Consider the following 22,539-nt stretch of genomic DNA (forward strand, 5'->3'; position numbering starts at 1 on the left):
GGAAAAGAAGTCCATATTGGATATTATGATCCGTATTTAGAACGTTTAAAGCAATACATACACAATCATAATTATTGCTCTGCTTTAGACTATTCAGGAGCAAAAGGTCCTGTAATTGTTGCCACAGACGACATCTTACTATAAATTACAATACTAGAATCATGGAACAATCGCATACTAAAAAAACAAAAAATACAACACAACAAACTTCTGTTGCACATATCAAAACCAATGGCAAAGCACTTGAAGACAATCGTTCGACAACAATTATTCAGCAAAAAAATAGCACTGGTCTACCAGATAATTTAAAATCGGGAATCGAAAAACTTTCTGGACATTCATTAGATGATGTAAAAGTGCATTACAACTCTTCCAAACCTGCGCAACTCAATGCACATGCATATGCACAAGGAACCAATATTCATGTTGCTGCTGGACAAGAAAAACATTTGCCACATGAGGCTTGGCATGTCGTACAACAAAAACAAGGACGTGTGCAAGCTACAAAAACAGTAAATGGCGCTAAAATAAATGACAATGTCGCATTGGAAAAAGAAGCCGATGTTATGAGTACAAAAGCATTGCAGCGGAAAGCTATTTCTGTAAGACCTTCTAAAAGATCATATCGTGCCAATGCCATACAACTGCAAGCGGTAATACAGTTTCTAAAATCGCATGCGTCAAAATTTATCTTAGCACATGATTTGCGCATTGGAAATACAAAAGAAGAAGTAGAGGCCTATGTGAAAAACAAAAAAAATCCATTCCATCTTCGTAAGGGTTTGGTAGAAGCTTGGAATAAACCTGGAGCACGAAGCAAGCGTAAAAGAAGTAATGCACATTCAATTGATGTGCCTGCTGATTTACGCCCAACAAGTACCGATTATTCACAGACAGATGATTTGGGCGGTTGGAATTCTGAAGATGAAGACATGCTCGATTTGTCAAAAACTATTGGAAAACGAAAAAAAAGTAGTATTGATTTACAACGTGGCGATAAAAAGAAAAACAAATCTGGGGTTCCTGTAGTTGATATTTTTGACGGTATTCGCTTTGGCAGGCAAGTAAACAAGCGCGACGATTACAGTCACCTGCCATTTAGTGTAGATCTTGGCGGACATCAAATTGAATTTGACAATCCTGGCACAAAAGACATATACGCAACTCCGCTAAATCCTGTGACTTCTAAATCGCCTAAAAAACGAAAAATCGTTAATAAAAAATACAAACGTGCAGGCACGAGTCAGGAATACAACTGGAAAAAACTAAGTTCGCGACTCGATGCTCAGAAATACAAAAATATAAGACTACGGCAACTACAAATGCTACGATTCTTTCTACGCAAAGGAAAAAAAATGCAAATGGATCGCTTTATAGCAGAAGCCTTAGCTGCCATTGCATCTGACTTGATGAAAGGCAGTAAAGGCGGGCGTTATTTTCTGTATCAGGCTTTAAAGAAAGTAGAAGCCAACAAAAAAGCAATGTCCTTTGCTAAGTTATTTGCTGGAACCAAACCTTTATATAGTCCCGCAGCGCCTAAAGGACGTGGGTTGGTGACAGATATGACTTCACGAATAGAAATAGATGCGAATAGGTTGCTTACTATGAATAATTGTTTGATCAATGCTATTTCAAGAGCTGCCAGACGTCGCAAACCTAATTTAGGAGAATTAATGCGTATTAGAGAACAAGTAGGTGCGTTCGGAACTATGTTAGTGGCTTCTCCAGAAATCATTGGAATTATACGAAATGTGCTTCACATCCAAAATCCAATAACGATTATTTATCCAGGAATGATTCCTCCAGAAAATTTTGGCGGAACGGGAACCAGATTGTCTATCTATCATGTAAATGGGAATCATTTTCAAACAACTCCGCCAATGGCAAGAAGATCTCGCAAAGGAAAAGGCAAACCGAAGCGATAATATATCATTTTAAAGATACCCAAAAGCTGACATTTTTTATGGAAATATAAAAGAGTGCTCAATTTATTTGAACTACTTTTGTAGCTTCAAAAAACATCACAAACTTCATGCTCAAAAAAGCCATTCAATTCATGATCATCAGCGCCATTGGCTTTGCTTTTTTGAATGTAATTGTAAAGTATTTGAGCGATTTTGATGCGTATCAAATTGTATTTTTCAGATCTATTGGAACCTTATTTTTCACCATTCCTTTATTGCTAAAACTTAATATTTCCATGTTAGGAAATAAAAGAACACTTCTGGCAATTCGTGGTATTTTTGGGGTAACATCGATGTCGTTATTTTTTATGTCAATAAAATATTTACCTATAGGATCGGCAGTTTCGTTACGCTATATCTCTCCTATTTTTGCAGCAGTATTTGCATTGTTTATTCTCAAAGAAAAAATCAAACCGATACAATGGTTATTTTTTCTAATTGCCTTTAGTGGTGTTGTGATTTTGAAAGGATTTGATGCGCAAATTAATACGACAGGACTTTTATTGATACTAGCATCTTCGTTTTTTAGCGGTTTGGTATTTATCATTATTCGTAAAATTGGTTCGGACGATCATCCTATTGTAGTAGTCAATTATTTTATGGTAATTGCTTTAATAGTCGGCGGAATCTTATGCATTCCGTATTGGAAAACACCTGTAGGCTGGGAATGGGCATTGTTATTAAGCCTTGGAGTTTTTGGATATGTCGGACAAATGTATATGACCAAAGCGTTGCAACTCGCTGAAACCAATAAAGCTGCACCATTAAAATATATCGAAGTCATTTTTACCATGCTCATTGGACTCAGTTGGTTCAATGAATCGTATACGCTTTGGAGTTTATTGGGTATTCTTTTAATTGTTATTGGATTGACGTTGAATACCTATGCAAAAGCTGCTAAATAAACCCTTGTTGAACATAACAAAATAAAGTTATCTGTTCGATTTCTATGACAAAAGCAAGTGATTTTACTAAAATATGACTTTATGATATGTCCTTACGAGAAGCTTGCGACTTGGTAATCTGTGTATTGTAGAACGTATTCGTGCTTTGAAATAAAAGATTGCCACTCTCCAATCAAGTTGGATATCGCAATGACGTATCATAAATGACATTGTTGCATCTTCAAATTAAAGGAACGCAATCGAGAACATTAAGAAAAACTAAGTTTCAATAGCATCTCGATAATTATGTTAAGTATCTTTCAACAAAAAAGCACTTACGAGTCTTCATAAGTGCTTCTAAATTCAATTAAAAATCTAAACTAAAATTGAATAATTGCTTCTTCTGTAATTACTTTAATGTGATTGGAAACTCAGCAACTGTAGTATCCCATCCTATTTTTAAGTGTACAACATTTGTACTTTTTTCATATAAAACAACTGATAATTGCTCTATCTCTTTATCGCTTTTTTGTGTCGGTACTGTAATACTTGCCACATCTTTAGACGCATCGTACGAGTAATTTCCCCAACCGTCATTTTCTGAATTAATCTTTAATGTCCAAGAGTCTTTTGTTGGAATGATAATCACAGAATAACGGCCTGCTTTTACTTTTGTATTTCCAACCATAACATCCGTTAAAAATAAAATCTCAGTAGATTCGTCAGCACCAACTCTCCAAGCTTTTCCATACTTTAATAAGCTTCCAAAAACTTCTCTTCCTTTTTTATAAGGTCTTCCATAAATCACTCTGATTTTTGGCTCTAAAGATTTCTTTTGTTCAGCTGTTTTAGCAAAGGCTCTTTTTGGAGCATTTGTTGGATAATGTGCAATATCTGTTGGACTTTTTCCTGGTTTTGAGAATTTTTGTGCGTTTACGGTACTTACTGCTGCAAAAAATGCGAGCAACATGACGATTTTTTTCATGATTACTTTTTTAAATTGATTACTTTCTCTGTTTCTATTCTTGATAGTTCTTTTAGACTTCCCTTTTCGTATAAAGCTGGCAACTCTTTTAATGGTGTTTCTAATTCCGCTTTGTAGTTAATGTAATCTTGAAATGTAATTCCATCAACAACGCGCGTATTGTAGGCGCTTCTAAAACGAACACCGCCACCATTTACTTGATAATTATATGCTAAGTAGTCTATTTTTTTTGTGTTTTGATTGATCCAATAATGATACTCGTCATCATGATCTTCGCCGCCACCTTCTTCATTAAATGTCACTTTTAATACATCGTATTTTTGACCTTTTATCGTTGTTTCTTCTACAAACTTTTTGTTGACAGCTGCATCGTTTAATTTATGTGGTAAAGTGGCAAAATAAATCACGGAATTTACAGATCCTATTGCACTATTTTTCTTCTTTTCAGTAAGTTCAATAGGTTTTTTGTTTACTTGGCGTGAAAATGCTCCGTTTTCTAAAATGTCTTCTGTGGTGGTACCATCTTTGGTACTTTTTACAGTATATGTGTAGTTTTTTCCATCATTCTTAAAACTGTATTCCTTGTCACGAAATACAAATTGGTAATTGGCCTGATCGTACAATTCACCGCCATGTGCTTTGATGGTTTCTTGAATAATCTGTGAAGCTTTGTCTGCAGTTTTCGGAGTTTCTTTTGGAGTAGTTTCTGAAACAGCAGCTGTTTGTTGTGCTGTTGATTTTTCTTTGGAATCGCATGCTATCAAACTAAAAAACAGCGTGATAAACAATAGTGTTTGCGTAGTTTTCATGAAAACTAGTGTTAGGTTTGTTTTGTTAGGTATTCTGTTAATTGGTGAATTTGTCGAATTAATTACAAGTCCTTTCCTTTTTTAACAAAATTTAACTTTTCACAAAAATCCCAAAAAGTTCATTCCCTGCTCTTGGAGCAATGGAGTTATACGCTTTTTCTAATGTTTTCACTTTAAAATGCGGTTCAAAATAGCGTAAATATTCTTCTTTGCTTCCTCCAAATGGACGTTTTTCCATATCGCCTGTGAGTGGAAAATCAAACCACAAACCTACCAGTTTTCCATTTGACTTCAACAATGAAGTCATGTGTTGTGCATATTGTTTTCGAGTTTCGGGCAATGGAGGGAACGAACAAAAGAAAGTTTGTTCTATAATTAAGTCATACGTTCCTTCATGGGTAAAAAAATCATCACATAATAACTGCTCTGAAGGAAATTTTGGGTTTCGTTCTTGAAATTCTTGTAGAGGAATTTCAGAAATGTCTAAAATAAATACATTGGTAAATCCTTTCGAAATTAAATATTCAGCTTCATACGCATTTCCTGCTCCAGGAATTAAAATTTTTAGATTCTTATCCACAAGTTGATCAATATACATTTTTAAAGGCGTAGATGGCGAACCAGTATCCCAACCTGTACGTTCGTCTTTATAGCGTTGTGACCAATATTCTTTTAGCTCTTCTGAATTCATAGCAGGAATTTTTTGTAAAGTTCTAAAAAGAATTTCATTTTAAGAAACAACAAAACCCTTACTTCTTTCGAAACAAGGGTTTTTCTTGAGTAATTAAAAAACGTTACGTTGGGCTTAAAACGTATGTTTTATAATGTTGTAACTAAACCTTATTAATTACAAGCGTCAAATGCCGCTATTAACTCATCTTCGTTATTTATAGTTGCTTGTGTTCCATCTTCATACTCAATTGTCATTGGGAACGTGATTGTAAAGAATGTTTCGTTTCCTAGTCCATCTAAGTATGTTAAGAACTCATCTTCATCATTTACTGTAGTAACATTTCCTGCATCATCAATTAACGTTAATGGGAATACAATTTCGAAGCAGTTGTCTACACAGTCATCACATGGATCAATATCATAGCAATCGTTGTATAAAGCGTCAAAGTCTTCATCACCATTAATGGTTACCACTCCATTTTCTGTAGTTACTGAAATTGGATATACAAATCCGATTGCATTTTCTATTGTAAATAATTCATACTCATCATTTACAACTACTGTATTTCCATCTATAGTTTCAACACTTAAAGGAAAGTTGAATTCAAAACAGTCATTTTCGAAAGGATCGCCTGGTTCTCCACCACTGTTATTTCCTCCGCCTGGGTTACCACCATCTCCTGGTATGTCTCCAAAGCACTCTTCTAAAAGTTCAATAAAGCCTAACTCATCATTGATAGTTATTACTTCACCATCACCTGTAGTTACATCTACAGGAAATACTAAAATATACCCTAATTCTGCATACGCTTGTGCTTCTTGATCACTATTAACCGTTACCACTTCGTTATTATTCATAACAGAATAAGGGTAATTTATTGTGAAGCATTCTTCAAGTATGTCACTATTTTCATTATTACTTTGAAACATAGTTTCTGCCTGATTACTAGTTGCTGCACTTCGAGCATAGTTAGTCATGTTTGACTTGATAGTCGCTTTGACTTCATTGTTTGCTTGTGTGTCTTCTGGGATTACATCAGTATTGTCATTACTACAAGAAAAAGTAAAAACAGCCAATGCAAGAATCAATGAGAATTTTAGAAATTTTTTCATAGATATTTAGTTTTGATTTGTTTGTTTTTGGGTTTACGAATTATAGACAACTGGATATATCTTCGCCCTACCTTTGCAAAAATAAAATTAGAAATTAAATTTTTAAATATATGATTTTCAACATATTAACGGTTAATTTTTTTTTACATAATTTTGGATCGTATAAAAATTCAAACTAACTAACAACATCTTGAAATCCAAAAAATCGGTTTGTGAAAGCAAAAACTTTGATGCACTTTTTAAAATGCATTCAAGAACGTTGCGTAACTATATTTATTATAAATGTGGCGATGCAAACTTGGCTGAAGATTTGGTGCAAGAAGCCTATATTAAACTCTGGAATAATTGTAACAAGATTCCTTTTTCGAATGCGTTATTCTTTCTAAAAAGAGTTGCCAACAATGCTTTTTTAAATGTCGTAAAACATCAAAAAATAGTATTGCAACACGAGCAAACTAAAAAATCAGAAGTAGATGTACAGAGTCCTGAGTTTTTATTTGAAGAAAAAGAGTTTTTACAAAAATTAGAAAATGCCATCGCTAGTTTGTCTGAAAAACAACGTGAAGTATTTTTATTGAACAGAATTGACAAAAAAACATATAGTGAAATTGCAATATTTCTTAACATTTCAAAGAAAGCCGTAGAGAAACGTATGCACAATGCACTAAAAGTGTTACGAAAAGAAATTGGAGATATTTAAAATAAGGTAGGGCAAACAACTATTGAGTTGTCTATAGTATAAGAGCGCGATCATGAATAGTGAAGAACATAAAGAAATTGATTTAGCAAAATGGCTTAGTGGAGAATTGTCTCCCGAAGAAAAGCATGTTTTTGAGCAAACAGATGCTTATAAAACCTATTCTAAAATCATCAACGCAACGGAAAAATTAAATGATCCTGCGTATGATGAAGAGGCTGTATTGGCAAAAATCAAAGAGAAAATTGCAGCACAACCGAAAGTTAGAAAACTAAAATTCCGTTATGTGTATACAGCAGCCGCTTCTGTAATTATTTTGTTTGGACTGTACTTTTTCCTGAAAAACTCAACAATTTCACATCGAACAGATTTTGGGCAACAACTCGCTATCAATCTTCCTGATGGTTCAGAAGTTAAATTGAATGCAAAATCAACGCTAGATTACGATAAAGATAGTTGGAGTAATGATCGAACACTACATTTAGATGGTGAAGCCTATTTTAAAGTGACCAAAGGTTCTCCTTTCAAAGTCATCACAGACGAAGGAACTGTAGAAGTTTTAGGAACCGAATTTAACGTAGACATCAATACAAATTTTTTAGAAGTACAATGCTTTTCTGGAAAAGTGAATGTGACAAATGCAAAGAAAGAAGCACACATTTTAACCAAAGGAAAAGCGGTGAGAACCTACAATGCTACTGTAACCAACTGGACATTCAATACTTCGGAGGAAACTTGGATGTCTGGTTTGAGTTCTTTTACCGAAATGCCACTGTTAGAAGTACTTGATGCGCTAGAAGATCAATATAAAATCACCATAAAAAACAAAGAAGTTTTTGCAGAAGAACGCTTTACAGGTCGCTTTGTAAATGATAGCTTGGATGTAGCACTACAAACAGTATTTGAAGCCATGGATATTGATTATGAACTGAATACTAACATTGTGACGCTCTCCAAAAAGTAGATGAAAAAAGCATATTTAGTGTATATTTTACTTGTATGCTTTAAAGTCGTACATGCACAAGAGCAAAACGCTTCTTACGACAAAACACCCTTAAAAAAAGTCCTAATTGATATTGAAAAACACTTTCAAGTCAGTATTTCATACAATTCTAAAATTGTAAAAGGTAAAGTAATTACACTCAAAGAAATTCCTGATACACTTCAGGGAACACTTGATGCTATTTCTAACCAAACAACACTCACATTTCGGAAAATTAGTCCCACTTCTTATGTGCTAAAAAAACGAAGAAAGAAAAGCAGAAATATAGCATCACGAACCATCAACTTAAATGAAGTGGTGCTTTCTGAGTATTTAACCACAGGATTTTCTAAAACTATTGATGGCGCTATTAAAGCAAAACCAAAAGAGTTTCAAGTATTGCCTGGCTTTGTAGAATCGGATGTTATGCAAAGTGTGCAGTTAATTCCAGGCATTCAAAGTCCTGACGAAACCTCAACAGGATTGAATATTCGCGGTGGAACTCCAGATCAAAATTTAATCCTTTGGGATGGCATTAAAATGTATCAATACGATCACTTTTTTGGAATGATTTCTTCCTTCAATCCGTATTTAATTGATAATGTCACCATCTACAAAAATGCAGCGCCTTCACGATATGGAAATCATATTTCGGGCGTTGTTGATATTGAATCCTATTCTAAAATTCCCAAGAAAACCAGAGTCGGATTGGGCGCAAATATGATTTATGTAGATGCTTTTGTACAACAACCTATCGGAGAAAAAGTAGCGGTTATTGCTTCGTTTCGTCGTTCGTATTCGGATGTGTTTGAAACGGTAACTTTTGACGAATTTTCAGAACAGATTTTTCAAAACACAAAAATCACAGACAATTCTGGAACGTTTAGCGATGTGCTTTCACTCACAAATAATTCATTTTATTTTATTGATTTTACAGCCAAAGTTATTGCAGAACTCTCCGAATATAGTACGCTTGAAGTAAGCTCGATTGTTTCAAAAAACGAACTCGATTTTGTGTCTCAGTTTGATGAAATTAATCGTCGTACAGATGACGAATTGTATATTGATAATCTTGGAATTGGCGTTTCTTGGAATCATACTTGGGACAAAAGTTTTTCAACAGAATTCAATTTGACAACCTCACAATATGATTTTGAATATTTGGGAGAAGAATTATTGTCAAACTTATTCGATTACAAAACGATAAAGAAAAATGGTGTTTCTGAAATTGGATTGCACGCGCAAGCGGAATATACGTTGAACAAGCAGCATCAATTTATTGGTGGTTACGAACTCATATTAAATGAGCTAGATTATACTATTGGACGACAATCGGATGTAATTTTTGATCCCGATTTTTTGGTGAATTCTGAAAATGCAAAAAATACGATTCACGCCATTTTTGGTGAACATCGTTGGAAACAAAATGGTTGGAACATTTTTACAGGTATTCGCGGAAATTATGCGACTGAACTCGGTACGTTTTTCTTTGAACCAAGTGTTCATATTTCCAAAAAATTAAACGATCAATTTAACACGGTTTTTTCTGCTGAACGACAGTATCAGTTTATCAGTCAGATCACAGAGTTTGAAACACAGAGCTTTGGATTAGAAAATCAAGTTTGGGTTGCTACAGATGATGAAATTCCAGTATTGCGAAGCGAGCAAATAAGTTTAGGCGGAAACTTTCAATACGATTCTTGGAATGTAGATGCAGAAATCTATTATAAGAAAATCAACAATCTTACTTCACTGACACGCGGTTTTGATATAGAAACTACTGGATTTTCTATTGGTGAAAGTACTGTAACTGGTTTGGATATATTAGTCAAAAAACGTTTTTACAATTTTACGAGTTTGGTGAGTTACGCACTGACGCAAAACAAATTTCAGTTTGAAAACTTAAACAATACCAATCCGTTTGATGGAAATTTCGATATCAGACACTATTTATCTTTCGTGCAATCGGCAAAATTTGGTGATTTGGAATTGTCGCTTGGTTGGCGTTACCGAACTTCGCGTCCATATACTTTGGCTACTGGTTTGGAAGGTGACACAGCAGAAAATATTACGATAGTATATGGTGAACGAAATGCAGAACGTTTGCAACCATATCATCGTTTGGATTTTTCTGCGAAATATGAAATCAAGCCTTTTAGAAACAACGATTTAAAAGCAACTTTTGGGGTTTCTTTATTGAATATGTATAATCAGAAGAATATTTTAAACCGAAATTATCGTGTCGTTCTAAACACGCAAACTGCCGAATTTCAATTGCGTACTATAGACAAACTTTCGCTGGGAAGAACACCTAATTTTATGGTACGATTGGAATTTTAATGTTTTACGTACTCAAATCCGTGTCATCCCAATCTGTACCAGAAGAGAGCATCCAAGTTAACGAATGCCTACGTTCATGAATTACACCTCCGTTTGCCATAGGATCAAATTCATCTGGCACAGTATCTCTGCCCATTTGAGCACTTCGCGCTGCATTATGTAAACAATAAAATAAATCTTCTTTTTGAATTATATTTTCTGTTGTTTGAGTAGTTTGTTGTAAAGTCTATTCTTTCAGATTATCATCTAGCGAGCATGTAAAATTCTGTAAAAGTTCTTGCATTTGTTCTCCCGACATCATTGCTCCATCAATTTCGGGTTCTTTGTATCCAAAATACCAAGCTAAAGGCCAAGCATTTTCAAATTTCCAACCAATAGAATTGCGTAATTGTTCATCATCTCTAGAAGCTCTGAAAATAACCAATTCGTCATCTGTCATAAACTGTTCAAGTTTATGACTATCAATGAAGTTCAATATTTTAGAATCTAGCAAATTTTCGACTGGAACCATTACCCATAAAACCATTGCTTTTATAGCATGCAATCTTCCTGCAATTTCTAGAGAAGGTCTTGGTTTTGTATCCCAACCTGTTGGAAGTGAACTTGCTGGTTGAAATCCCGCTTCAGAACAAATGGCTAATGATTTTTGACGTGTTTCTGGAATATTTTGATGTAAATTATGTTGAGAAAAAGCTTCAGCAGCAGCTTCTTTTGATTTTTTCTTTCCAAATATTCTTTAAAAAAAACTCATGAACTTCTCTTTTAAATTTTGATTGTGATGAAGTTAGATTCTTATATGTAAATATAGCTTTAAATACAATAAAATAAGAAGCATACATCGTAACTTTTATATGGTGGTATTATATTACTTATCTTTACGCCATACACAAAATAATACATGAGTTCTCCGTTAGCAAAAGATAAAAAAAGTGTGCTGGATAAGCTTTTGATTAAGTTTCATAAAAAAGCTTCACATAGTAACAGAATTGATATTCTGAGTGCGCTTTTTATTGAAGAAATTCAGGCTTTAGCTATTGATCAAAAAGATACAATTCGCTTGTTAGATATTGGTTGTGGCGATATGACGATTACAAATATTTTGGGCCAAAAAGGAACAAATATTCAGTGTACAGGTGTTGATATTTATCCGAATACTAAAAATTGGGAAAACTATACTGAATTTGATGGAAAAAGGCTTCCATTTGCCGATAAGTCATACGATGTAGTTTTGTTTAGTGATGTATTGCATCATGATGCAGAAAATATGAATCGTTTGTTGCAAGAAGCGAAACGTGTTGCCAATTTTATTATTATTAAAGATCATTTTGAATATGGTTTTTTCTCAAGATCTTTATTACAGTTGGCAGATATTATTGGAAATTACGGCTATGGAGTTTCCATTCCGAAGCGCTATTTTTCAAAGAAACGATTTCAAGCTGTTTTAGCTACAGAAGAGCTTCAAGAAATCAAATCGATTTGTCCTATTTATTTATATAATCATCTTCCGTTAATGAAGTATATTTTTAAAGGAAAGTATCAGTTTGTGAGTATTATAAAAACCTCTTGATTATTTTCCTTTTAATTTATCTAAAAAAGAAACCATAGGTTTTCCTTTCTCATCTAATTTCATCGGCTTCGTAGGTACTTTGATTCTCATTCCTTCATCTCGTTTTTCTTTCTCTTCAAGGGCTAATTTAGCTTTCTCCCTTTCGAGTTTACCTCTTTCTTTAGCAGTATGCTTTATATGTTTGGGATCTCTTTTTTCAGCATCTAACTCCGCTCTACCTTTAAGTTCTTTTTCTTTTGCTTTAATTGCTGTTTTTTTATCGCCTGCCGCCATCGCTTTATCTGCTTTTTTTTGATCCTTTTTATATTTAGGAGGCATTCGTTGAACTACTTTAGATGAAGAAAGTGTTATTGATTTTGTTCGATTGTCTACTAGTTGAAATGTTTCATTATGATCGTATTGTTGCTTAGAAAGTACACTTGCAACCGATTGATGTTTAATTTCTTTTGATTTCTTGCTATATGAGTTCATATTCTAAGTTATAAACTTTTCTTTACAAGAAACAATTTAGAGCATAAAACACTGTAAGTGTATACAAAATGTATACGTTTCTATTCTTTATCAGACTTAATATGTTGTTTCAGTCCTAAGATGCTAAAGAAAAAACTAAAAAGAATGATTTGTAATCCTAGCATGATTGTGAATACAGCCGGAACGATTGTACGAAGTGTTTCCGCAGGTTTTAAATCGCTAAAACTTGTAGCTTTCCAATCTAAAAATCCTGAAATACTGAGATAAACTCCTAAGGCAAAAGTCAAAAAGCCTACAATTAATCCTTTTTCAAGTGTAAAGATTTTGAATAGTTTGCTGTATCGATCACTTTTGGGCAGCAATCCGTTTTCAACCGCAAAGATTTTTGTCATGCCATAAAACATCAAGAATTGAAAACCAACAATTACAGCTCCAGCGGTGTATAAAAGTGTATGTACATCAAAGACAATTCCGCCAAAAGTAAGTGGTTTTACAATCAGCAAAGTGGATACTATGGTTCCGACAAGTATCAAAATAAATGCAGGATATAAAAACAACCACCTCGGACTGTATAAAAGCAAGAAACGTAAGTGTCTCCAACCATCGCGCCATGTGTTTAAGTGTGGCGGACGCGAACGTCCATCGGGATGTAATATGGTAGGAACTTCAGCAAATGTTAATCCGTTGAGTTTTGATTTTACAATCATTTCAGAAGCAAATTCCATTCCCGTAGTATTTAGTTTCATTTTGTAAAACGCTTCTTTAGAAAATCCACGCAATCCACAATGAAAATCACCAATTTTGATATTGAAAAAGAGTCTTCCAATAAAGGACAATACTGGATTTCCTAAGTATTTGTGTAAAAAAGGCATCGCTCCTTTTTTGATGCCGCCTTTGAAACGATTTCCCATCACTAAGTCATATCCTTCTCGTAGTTTTTCTAGAAACAATTCTAGCTTTGAAAAGTCATAACTATCATCTGCATCGCCCATGATGACGTATTTTCCTTTTGCAGCTTTGATACCGCCTTTGAGCGCATTTCCATAGCCTTTTTCTGCTACAGGAACTACTCTTGCGTTCAATCGCTCGGCAATAGCTTGCGAACCATCCGTGCTTCCATTATCGGCAATGACAACTTCTCCATCTACTTGATGTTTCTCAAAAAAACCTTGTGCTTTTTTGATACAGATTTCCAAAGTCTCTGCTTCATTGAGACAAGGCATTACAATGGATAATTCAGGATTCATACAGTTTTTTGTTAAGCGAATTCAATAATACAAAAATAGTCAAGAATATGACCCAATCATTATAAAAAGTAAAACGAATAACCGCATGCATTCCAATCGCAACAATGAGTACATTCGCAATAAGCAGTAGCGAACTCAATCCTACTATTTTATATTCTATTTGATCTCGTTTCCACAGAAAGAATAAACTACTTAAGGCAATCAACACGTATAACATGACATTTTTGATACCGCCAAAACCATGAATTGCATTCTGAATGTAAATTCGTTTCCATTTCGAAAAATTATCCCAAATCAATGGTTTTACCATATTTGACGTCATGTTATCCAATTCGATAAATTTTTCATGTTTCGTCAATGATGCATCTAATACTGCATCGCCATTTCTATAAATTGGTCCCATGGTAATATCTGCAAATCTTCCAATATAAAATTGTGTCGGCGTAGGAAACACAGTCAAATCTACATTGTTGATATTCATAAGTTCATTTAGCAAATCGTCATGTGTATTATGAAAGAATGCCTTTTCTATTGGATCTTCAAAAAGAGCTTCATCTTCTGCATCAGACACAAAAAAAGGTGCTGTAATCATATTCATTCCTGTCCATGGTGTACTTACAAAATGGCCATGCACTACTTTGTGATAGGTTCTATCAATTAAGGAAGTTATCAGCGGAAGCGTAATGAATAATGTGATAATAACTATATGCTTTTTAAATGATTTTTGTTGATAGCTTATCCAATAAATTAGCCCTAAAGCAATTGGAATTAGATATACAAATTGATATCTCGTAATGAGTAAAAATGCTAAAATCGGCAACGAATAATAGAGTTCTTTTACTTGTTTATTTATAAAGAACGAAATGAATTTTGCTACAATAATTAGGTATAACGAATACGAAATAGATTCTGTAAGGATGTTGTTGGCTATCTTTAAACCTGCCAAGAAAGGCAATAGTAAAGTAAAGGCAAAGCAAACACTAAAAAACTCATTTAGAATCTTATTTGATCGTAATTTATCAATGAAATAGTATACACTAAAACAACCAAATAATATTTGAACAATTACCGTTGCTGTTTCATAATAATCTCCAAAAATCGTTTGTATCAGTTGTAGAAATAATGGATAGCCTGGCGTGCGGATAATGTGCATATCAATATAACCCTGAGAATCTGGAAAAAATGCAACTGGATAGTTAAGCACCACAACAAAAGTGATCAGGAATAAAATTCCGATTGCCACGTTACTTTTTTGTTGGATCCACTTCACCTATTTCGTTTTGGTAAAAGTATTTATATTTTTTCATTTCAACTACGCTCAATACAAAAAATCCTCGCAAAGACATGGTATCGTTTTATTTTAAAACATCAAAGGTTGAAAGTTTTTGATAGATTTTTTCACCTAGTTTTTTCGCACCTGTCGGTGTCATGTGATAGTAATCGTAGAAATCTATAATATTCCAATCTTCGTCATTAGTTAAATCAATTACAGATGTTGATCCTGCCACTTCTTTCATAGCATCGTTGAGTTTGTTGAGCAATTTTAAGTATCCAACACCATTGTACGCGTATTTGTCTTCCAGATATTGTATGTTTTCTGTCCCAAAAACAACGCCATTTCTAATTTTGTAATGCAATGTTGGTTGGGTAATGAAAATTGGTATGGCATTCATACGCTTTGTATAATCTACAAGCTTTTGGATACGTCTTTTGAATCCTTTTAGATTGGCTTCCCCATAAATTTCAAGCAATTTTTCATTGACAACTTCTTCTTTGGTATAAGGTATTCTTGCGAAATTTATTTTGCGATGTCCAACTTCAAATTTGGTCGCTTTTTGCATGCCTTTTAATTTTCGATATGCATTATACAGCACCGATTTGTCTTTGATTTGACTTTTGAATCCGCGACTTTCCAATTCTTGAATATTATCATATTTAGAATCGCCATTGATCGTGAAAAAATCATTAATTCCCACATAGAATAAGATGATTTCTGGTTTTAGTTTTTCAACTTTTGGGAACCAAATTTCAGTACTTTTTAGATGTCCATACGTAGATTGCCCATCAACGCCTGCGTTGGAAACATAAAGCTGTTTTCCGTTTTGTTGTAATTCTTTTTCTAATACTTCTTGCCATGTTTGGGAATCGTCTAAATATCGTTGATCGGTTGTACTTCCGCCAACAGTAAGGATGTTTATTTTTTCAGGTTCGTTATAGGTTGAAACGCCACGCAAACCATATTTGTCTCTGGTATACGTAATTATTGGATTGTCTCTTTGGTATAAATAGCTTACGTCAAATTCGAATTTGACATCTTTGATAATTCCCAAATTACTCAGTTGATTGCTGTTACTCAGCCAACCACCAAAGCAAAGTTCAATAATTAGCACGCCAATTAATAAAATGACAATGTTGATGAGTATAAGTTTGAGTTTTTTTGGCATAACGAAGACGAAAATACCAATTATATTTTGATGTAAATCCTAGTTAGGATGAATATTATCAATTTTCTATTGATGTCTTGGTTGGTTTTCCATGACATGAAGGATCTAATTAGGTTTTTTATAACGATCAACTGTATATGATAAAAAGATCCATTTATTTTTATCAAACGTTATATTTTCTTCTTTTTTTAATCCTGTATTTGCAACTTCAAAAATGATTTCATGCATTCCCTTTGTAAGCTTTGCATATTTTGTATACTGTAAATCAGGTCTTATATCTGTATATTTTGCATTTTGATCAAAAATAGTATCCTTATTAACAATTAACCGCAATGGTACTTCTACTTGATTCATATCTATATTTGAAATATGAAAAGTTGCAATGACTCCAGAATTACAACCAAAAAGTGAAATAATTACAATACTTATCATAAGAATATTTAGTTTTGTCATCTTCTATGGTAAATTATAATTTACTGATTCATCCACGCTTTAAAATCGCTTGTTTTTTGTCGGCTTACGATGAATTCTTGATCGCGTTCTCTAGAAACTGTTAGTTTTACACGATGATTAAAATACGGATTTATTTTTTGAATAGCATGTTTGGCTACAATTTGTCCACGATTGATTCTGTAAAATTCATCATGATTAAGCGTACTGAATAGTTGATCAATTGTTTCATCAATGACATAACGCTTCTTTTCAGTGACACCAAATGTGATACTATCTTCTGAGTATGCATACAATACATCGGTAATTTTGATTTGCACAAAACCTGTTCCTTCTTTTACTAATAATCCAGTGCGTTTTTTGGTGTTTTTGATTTCGGTTTGCGATTGTATACTTGTTAATAATTGTTTTAAAACCGATGTTTCTATGTGCTGTGATTGGTTGGATTTGTTGAATTTTTCCAGTGCTTTTTGTAAATCTTTTTCCTTAATAGGTTTCAATAAATAATCAACACTATTTACCTTGAATGCCTGAATTGCATATTGATCAAATGCCGTTGTAAAGATAATCGGTACTTCGACCTCAACTTTTTGAAATATTTCAAAGCTCAACCCATCTGCCAATTGAATGTCCATAAAAACCAGATTGGGCATTTCGTTGGTTTGAAACCATTGTACAGCATCTTCAACGGTATCAATAGTGTCTATTAAATTGTATTGAAAACCGCATTTTTGTAGCATATTTTGCAACTGATTTGCTGCACGAAATTCGTCTTCTATAATGAGTACATTCATAATTAAGCTTTTAAATCAGAGGAATCTAGCAATGGCATTTTTGCAATAAATTCCTTTGTATCGTTTTGAATTTTTGGTAGTTTTTTTGAAATCAACGCGTGTCGTTTTTCAATGTTTATTAAACCCAATTTCGTAGATGGTAATTGTGTAGATTTTGGTTGAATTTTGTTATGTACTACTAAATAATCATCTTCAATACTGATTGTAACTGTCAAAGGTTTTGAGCGTGAAATAACGTTGTGTTTTATCGCATTTTCGAGTAATAATTGTAAGCTCATTGGAACAATCATTCGATCCAAAGCAGCTTCGGGCAATTCCCAGTTAAGCTTTAAGTTTGGTCCAAAACGTTCTTTTTGAACGTGAATATATGCCTTAGCAAATTTAAGTTCGTCTCGAAGTGTAATTACATTCGCATCGCCAGCATCTAAAATATATCGGTATACATCCGAAAGTTTGTCTACAAATTGTTTGGCATCTTCTTTAGAGTTTTGGTCAATAATATCACGCAAGGTATTTAGACTATTAAAGAAAAAATGTGGTTGCGCTTGGTTTCGCAATGCATCTAATTGCGCTAGCACTACGATTTGTTTTGCTTGTTCTTCTTCTCGAATTGATTGTTTAAGTTGAGTGTAAAAGAAAATTGCTTCGTAAATCGCCATTACCATTGTACTAATTATAATAATGGGTAATAAGACATGAAAGCGTTCAGTAAAATAATAGTTTTCATCAAGTATATGAGCAACAATACTTCCTCCCAAAGCATCAATCGTAGTCACTGAGATAATAATTGTTAAAAATAAAATTAAGGCCCGCTTACCTACTTGTTCTAAATTTGGTAGCTTCTTTCGCAAAAAAATAAAATACATACGCATAACACACCAATTCACGATAGAAAAACAGAATGAGATGCTCCAGAATGCTACAGCTTTCCAAAAAGGATAACGTGCAAACGAATTGGTAAAGAGATAATCAGTAACAAAACCTAAAATAAAAACACCAATCACAACGAACCAAATATCGTTGAAACCAATGTATTGTAACCTTTTTTCTTTATTGAAAAGTTTCATGATTATTTATAGTTTAATCAATGGAATTCCTTGTTTTGCTTGATAAAATACATATGCGATACATGCTGAAAATAGCAAGCCAAATAACAATACTGCTATTACTTTATTACGTGTTGTTGTATTCCACTTTTTAGCAAGTATCCATGCGAATAACGGAATTATTTGAATGCCATGCAATCCTAAGAAGTGTGCAACACGTAAATCGCCTGCAACAGTACTCCAATTTAAGATAGGTAACCCTTCACCTCCATCAGCGACACTCACGTTGTGTGCCATTTGTCCAATCATTTGTCCACCAACCCAACTTCCAATAATTACAACAATCCAACCAAAACAGATAGCAACTTGAATAGATTTGGCTACTTTTAGTTTTAAACGAGCAGCATCAACAGCAAGCCAAATCATTATTAATACATTGATTCCAATTAAAATTCCCATTGCGGCAAACAGCATTCCGTCAAACATAGAATCTTGATTGTAATGTGAGCGTACACCTCGTACCGCTTGATAGAAAATGATACCTGTTTCTAGCAATAATGTCCAAGCCACAATATTTCTAATGACATTTTTCTTTTTTGTGGAATACGGGTATTTAGTAATGAAAAAAGCCAGTGTTAGAATGTAAATTCCGCCTGAAATCCAGAATTTTAAGGGTTTTATCCACACACTTATTCCTGCAAGTGTTCGTTCGTCTATAGTAATTCCAACTATACAAACCAGTGCAAATACAAAGTGTACGAGTACAATTGCATGTAGTATTGGACTTTCCTTTTTTACCGTGTTGAAAATGTGTTTTACAAGTCTCATGCTTTTGAATTTTTAAGTGTAATTGTTCTAATAATCATGAAGACTAAAAACCCTAGAGGACCAAATAGAAATGTTCCTAACAAGCAAGGTGCTAGAATGATTGGATGAATTTTCAAAGTTCTGTTTTGATTGACAATCCACATTCCAATGAGTAAATCGAATGCCAAATAGTGAACCCAACCTGCAAGCACTGCATTTTCTACTGTGAATAATTGTATTACCGATTTTAAACTTCCAAAATCCATCATGCCACCTACAATTAACGCTTGGATAATATAAATGGCATAGATTACTGATAGAATGATTGGTATAATTTTGTAGTCGATTAGGAATCGTGTCACTTTCCATTTTGGAAGCAGAATGAGCAAAACCCACATTGGCATGGTGAGCATTCCAACAATTTTAAAAACTTCTGATGGTGTCATAATTTCTTGATTTTTAGTGTTCGTTTATTTGAATGATGATTCAAAGATGAAGCGTATTCTCTAAAAATGATATGACTTTCTGTTGAATTGTCGCAAATGAAGATTGAATTGTAGAAGATTGTAATACACTAGAATTGAGAGTGTATTGTAATCTTATTAAACATGTAACAAAATAATATCATTGTGGCAGAAATTTGATAGTTTGACAAATCTTTCATACTTTTTTCAAAAAAACAATTGCATGAGATTTTCAAAATGTATTCTGCTACTCTTTGTTATATTGCCGTATTGCACTTTTTCACAGGTTTCTATTCGTGAATTTCCAGAGGATTTTCAACTCTACAAAAGAGATACAAGTACAAATACTGGAACGGTTACTATCTCCGGAGATGTTGAAATTTCTAGTGGTTTTTCGCTTTTCATTTTAGAAATTTACAAGGATGATGTACTTATTGAAAGTGTAGAACATCCTTTATCATATGACAATACTACGGCTAGTTTTCAATTTTCTGAAAATATTACTGCTGGTTTATTTCAATATAGTTTTAAATTAAAAACGGACACCAATATAATACTACGAGAAGCTTCTAATGTAGTCGCAGGTGATATTTATATCGTTACTGGTCAATCTAATGCCATTAGACATAGATATTTTAATGCGCCATTTCCTTTTGAGAATACTTTTATTAGAACCTATTTGTTAGAAACGCAAGAGTGGAGTACCAATCCAAACCCTTACACATTTGGAGGAATTGGATACCGATTTGCAGCTTCAATAGTAGCCAATCAAAATGTCCCTGTTTTATTATTAAACGGTGGCGTAGGTGGTAGAACTATTGCTTATTTTCTAAGAAATCATGAAAACACTACTGATATGAGCACCAACTATGGACAGCTTTTAAGTAGCTATCATCATGCTAATTTAACTAGAGGAGATGTAAACGGAATCATCTGGTTTCAGGGTGAGGCGAATCCTTTTACAGAGATTGTACATTATAAGGCTATTTTTAATGATTTGTATGAATCTTGGGAAGAAGATTATGCTCCGAATCAGTATTATGTTTTTCAAATTAGATATGGTTGTAAAATTGCCGACCATCCTGACTACAGAAGGTATTTTCAAACTCCAGAAGCGCTTAGACAACTTGGAACGCTTCCAAAAACTAAGATTATCTCTTCTAATGCCATCGTTAAAGGTTTTGATGGTTGCCATTATTATGAAACAAATGGGTATGAAAATTTAGCTTCGCGCTTATACAATTTAGTAGCGTACGATTTTTATAATTCAGGCGATGATAGCGGTATTTATTCTCCAAATATTGAGAATGTACGCTTTTCAAATTCGTTAAGAAATCAAATTAAGTTTGATTTAATTCCAGCATCTGACTTATATACTTGGCAAAATGGTGTAAAAAATGATTTTTGGATAGAAGGCGCTGATGACATTGTAATTACGGATGGAATTATTTCTGGAAATACTGTAATTCTTAATTTATCAGACAGTATTACTCAAGAAAATCCTAAGCTATCGTATTTAGGACATAATCCTAATGATACTCCTTTTATTGTTAATCAAAATGGTATTGGAATGCTAAGCTTTAAAAACATGAATATCACAGATTCAACACTTGGAGATGAAACGTTTTTGTTAACGGATGCTTCTTTATATCCTAATCCAGGTACCGACATCGTTACTATTGAATGGGAATTACTGAGCAATTCAAGACTTCTAATTTATGATCTCACTGGAAAAAAAGTATACGATAAAGAGAAGATTAAAGAGCTACAAATAACGATTGATGTCTCTGATTGGGCCACAGGACAGTATGTTGTAAAAATTATCAATCAATTTGCAACTTCATATAAAAGACTAACCGTTAATTAATTATTATCACACCTTTTTGGACTGTACAAATATGATTGTGTATTTACATTGCCATTTTGAACGGTGTATCCGCATCTTTGTTATCCATCATTTTTAGAATGAAACGATTTTTTCGATGGCTTATAGGCAATACTATTTCTCCTTTGAGATAAGCTAAACGATAGCTAGGCTCCAATAATTTTAAATATGAAAGATTGATTAAATACGAACGGTGAATACGCATGAAATTATCTTCTGAAAAAAGTGTTTCATAAGTTCCAATAGATTTACTACTCAGCTTTCGCAACCCATTTTTTAGGTATATCCAAGCATATCCTTTGCAAGCTTCTAAATATACAATTTCTGTTTTCAATATATACACTCCTTGGTGTTTGCTTCCGATGCGTACATAGTCTTTGTTTTCAATAATTTTTTCCCTTTGTTCTCTGTTTTTCTGAATCATCATGCAATATATTTTTAGTCAACTACCTTGGGCTAAACCCGCAAGGTGTTTTGTATAGAAATCATGTTAAAAAAGTGAGGCGTGCCTCGAAGTATTTACATCTCGATAATCAAGTAAATACTCTTTTAAGTGGTGGGGAATTTGGCCGTTGTGAGTTGTTTTTGTGTATTAAAAGAAGTTACTTTTATATTACGATGCAACATTATTTGATAAGCGTTGAATTTTTGAAATAAGCGTTGAATTTTGATTAAAAAAATATGTTTTTTCTTGTTAATTATATGTTAACGTTTTTTAATCAAAAAGAATTCTATGAATAGAGGTTGAAAAAAATTTAAAAAATGAAGCTCATGATAAAATCAATAATAGAGTGATCATTCCCCCATTTAGAGGACAGATTTTACGCTAAGTTAAGTGAATAATCATATATCAAGCTACTTGTTTATTTTTCATCAAATACCTGTTAACAGGTATTTGATTTTCGATTCCTTGATGTC

21 protein-coding genes and 1 pseudogene are annotated in these 22,539 nt (G+C 33.4%); 7 read left to right on the top strand and 15 right to left on the bottom strand.

Features of this window, described 5'->3' with window-relative positions; genetic code table 11:
* The first annotated feature begins 161 nt into the window (after positions 1-161).
* Positions 162-1,925, top strand: coding sequence for a DUF4157 domain-containing protein (locus MK119_RS22885; RefSeq protein ID WP_290683804.1), 1,764 nt, complete (start codon positions 162-164; stop codon positions 1,923-1,925).
* Between the two features lie 107 nt (positions 1,926-2,032).
* Positions 2,033-2,869, top strand: coding sequence for a DMT family transporter (locus tag MK119_RS22890; RefSeq protein ID WP_290683806.1), 837 nt, complete (start codon positions 2,033-2,035; stop codon positions 2,867-2,869).
* Positions 2,870-3,257: 388 nt separating this feature from the next.
* On the opposite strand, the gene MK119_RS22895 is transcribed toward MK119_RS22890, so the two are convergent.
* The 4 genes from MK119_RS22895 to MK119_RS22910 all read right to left on the bottom strand — a co-directional run bounded on the left by MK119_RS22895 (position 3,258) and on the right by MK119_RS22910 (position 6,427).
* The gene (locus MK119_RS22895; RefSeq protein WP_290683808.1) at positions 3,258-3,833 is read right to left on the bottom strand and encodes a DUF2911 domain-containing protein; all 576 of its coding nucleotides are present in this window, start codon (positions 3,831-3,833) and stop codon (positions 3,258-3,260) included.
* A gap of 2 nt (positions 3,834-3,835) precedes the next feature.
* On the bottom strand, positions 3,836-4,642 hold the full coding sequence (locus tag MK119_RS22900; RefSeq protein ID WP_290683810.1) for a DUF6503 family protein: 807 nt from the start codon (positions 4,640-4,642) through the stop codon (positions 3,836-3,838).
* A 91-nt stretch (positions 4,643-4,733) separates the two neighbouring features.
* Complete coding sequence (locus MK119_RS22905) at positions 4,734-5,333, bottom strand: methyltransferase domain-containing protein (RefSeq protein ID WP_290683812.1); 600 nt, start codon at positions 5,331-5,333, stop codon at positions 4,734-4,736.
* 152 nt (positions 5,334-5,485) lie between these two features.
* A complete protein-coding gene (locus MK119_RS22910; protein WP_290683814.1) occupies positions 5,486-6,427 on the bottom strand; it encodes a hypothetical protein in 942 nt (313 codons plus the stop codon).
* A 190-nt stretch (positions 6,428-6,617) separates the two neighbouring features.
* On the opposite strand from MK119_RS22910, the gene MK119_RS22915 reads away from it, so the two are divergent.
* From MK119_RS22915 to MK119_RS22925, 3 genes are read left to right on the top strand one after another with little or no spacing between them, the layout of a single operon-like run.
* Positions 6,618-7,127: a sigma-70 family RNA polymerase sigma factor gene (locus MK119_RS22915; protein WP_290683816.1), complete on the top strand. Its 510-nt coding sequence runs from the start codon at positions 6,618-6,620 to the stop codon at positions 7,125-7,127.
* 52 nt (positions 7,128-7,179) lie between these two features.
* Positions 7,180-8,088 carry a FecR domain-containing protein gene (locus tag MK119_RS22920; RefSeq protein ID WP_290683818.1) on the top strand — a complete coding sequence of 303 codons (909 nt, stop codon included), beginning with the start codon at positions 7,180-7,182 and terminating at the stop codon, positions 8,086-8,088.
* Positions 8,089-10,446, top strand: a complete 2,358-nt coding sequence (locus MK119_RS22925; protein ID WP_290683820.1) for a TonB-dependent receptor plug domain-containing protein — start codon at positions 8,089-8,091, stop codon at positions 10,444-10,446.
* Positions 10,447-10,450: 4 nt separating this feature from the next.
* On the opposite strand, the pseudogene MK119_RS22930 reads toward MK119_RS22925, so the two are convergent.
* A pseudogene (locus MK119_RS22930) lies at positions 10,451-11,179 on the bottom strand (DUF4272 domain-containing protein).
* Positions 11,180-11,344: 165 nt separating this feature from the next.
* Between MK119_RS22930 and MK119_RS22935 the strand changes: the two are divergent.
* Positions 11,345-12,013 carry a class I SAM-dependent methyltransferase gene (locus MK119_RS22935; protein ID WP_290683822.1) on the top strand — a complete coding sequence of 223 codons (669 nt, stop codon included), beginning with the start codon at positions 11,345-11,347 and terminating at the stop codon, positions 12,011-12,013.
* On the opposite strand, the gene MK119_RS22940 is transcribed toward MK119_RS22935, so the two are convergent.
* The 9 genes from MK119_RS22940 to MK119_RS22980 all read right to left on the bottom strand — a co-directional run bounded on the left by MK119_RS22940 (position 12,014) and on the right by MK119_RS22980 (position 19,718).
* Complete coding sequence (locus tag MK119_RS22940) at positions 12,014-12,484, bottom strand: hypothetical protein (RefSeq protein ID WP_290683824.1); 471 nt, start codon at positions 12,482-12,484, stop codon at positions 12,014-12,016.
* A gap of 80 nt (positions 12,485-12,564) precedes the next feature.
* A complete protein-coding gene (locus tag MK119_RS22945) occupies positions 12,565-13,731 on the bottom strand; it encodes a glycosyltransferase family 2 protein (protein ID WP_290683826.1) in 1,167 nt (388 codons plus the stop codon).
* Positions 13,721-15,001, bottom strand: coding sequence for a hypothetical protein (locus MK119_RS22950; protein ID WP_290683828.1), 1,281 nt, complete (start codon positions 14,999-15,001; stop codon positions 13,721-13,723). Before MK119_RS22950 ends, MK119_RS22945 begins: the two co-directional genes overlap by 11 nt.
* Positions 15,002-15,086: 85 nt before the next feature.
* Positions 15,087-16,175 carry an SGNH/GDSL hydrolase family protein gene (locus MK119_RS22955; protein WP_290683830.1) on the bottom strand — a complete coding sequence of 363 codons (1,089 nt, stop codon included), beginning with the start codon at positions 16,173-16,175 and terminating at the stop codon, positions 15,087-15,089.
* 105 nt (positions 16,176-16,280) lie between these two features.
* Positions 16,281-16,607 (bottom strand): hypothetical protein, encoded by a 327-nt coding sequence (locus tag MK119_RS22960; RefSeq protein WP_290683832.1) that lies wholly within the window; start codon positions 16,605-16,607, stop codon positions 16,281-16,283.
* Positions 16,608-16,648: 41 nt separating this feature from the next.
* Complete coding sequence (locus MK119_RS22965; protein ID WP_290683834.1) at positions 16,649-17,419, bottom strand: LytTR family DNA-binding domain-containing protein; 771 nt, start codon at positions 17,417-17,419, stop codon at positions 16,649-16,651.
* 2 nt (positions 17,420-17,421) lie between these two features.
* The gene (locus tag MK119_RS22970) at positions 17,422-18,486 is read right to left on the bottom strand and encodes a histidine kinase (protein ID WP_290683836.1); all 1,065 of its coding nucleotides are present in this window, start codon (positions 18,484-18,486) and stop codon (positions 17,422-17,424) included.
* Between the two features lie 6 nt (positions 18,487-18,492).
* Positions 18,493-19,293, bottom strand: coding sequence for a hypothetical protein (locus MK119_RS22975; RefSeq protein WP_290683838.1), 801 nt, complete (start codon positions 19,291-19,293; stop codon positions 18,493-18,495).
* Entirely contained in the window at positions 19,290-19,718 is a 429-nt protein-coding gene (locus MK119_RS22980) for an ABA4-like family protein (RefSeq protein WP_290683840.1), read from the bottom strand. The genes MK119_RS22975 and MK119_RS22980 overlap by 4 nt, the downstream gene beginning before the upstream one ends.
* A 241-nt stretch (positions 19,719-19,959) precedes the next feature.
* Here MK119_RS22980 and MK119_RS22985 point away from each other — a divergent pair, with 241 nt between their 5' ends.
* Positions 19,960-21,603 (top strand): T9SS type A sorting domain-containing protein, encoded by a 1,644-nt coding sequence (locus MK119_RS22985; RefSeq protein ID WP_290683842.1) that lies wholly within the window; start codon positions 19,960-19,962, stop codon positions 21,601-21,603.
* A gap of 43 nt (positions 21,604-21,646) precedes the next feature.
* Here the strand turns inward: MK119_RS22985 and MK119_RS22990 are convergent, their stop codons facing one another.
* Positions 21,647-22,048, bottom strand: a complete 402-nt coding sequence (locus MK119_RS22990) for a LytTR family DNA-binding domain-containing protein (protein WP_290683844.1) — start codon at positions 22,046-22,048, stop codon at positions 21,647-21,649.
* Positions 22,049-22,539: the final 491 nt, after the last annotated feature.

The organism is Kordia sp. (genome assembly GCF_022447245.1).
Taxonomy (GTDB): domain Bacteria; phylum Bacteroidota; class Bacteroidia; order Flavobacteriales; family Flavobacteriaceae; genus Kordia.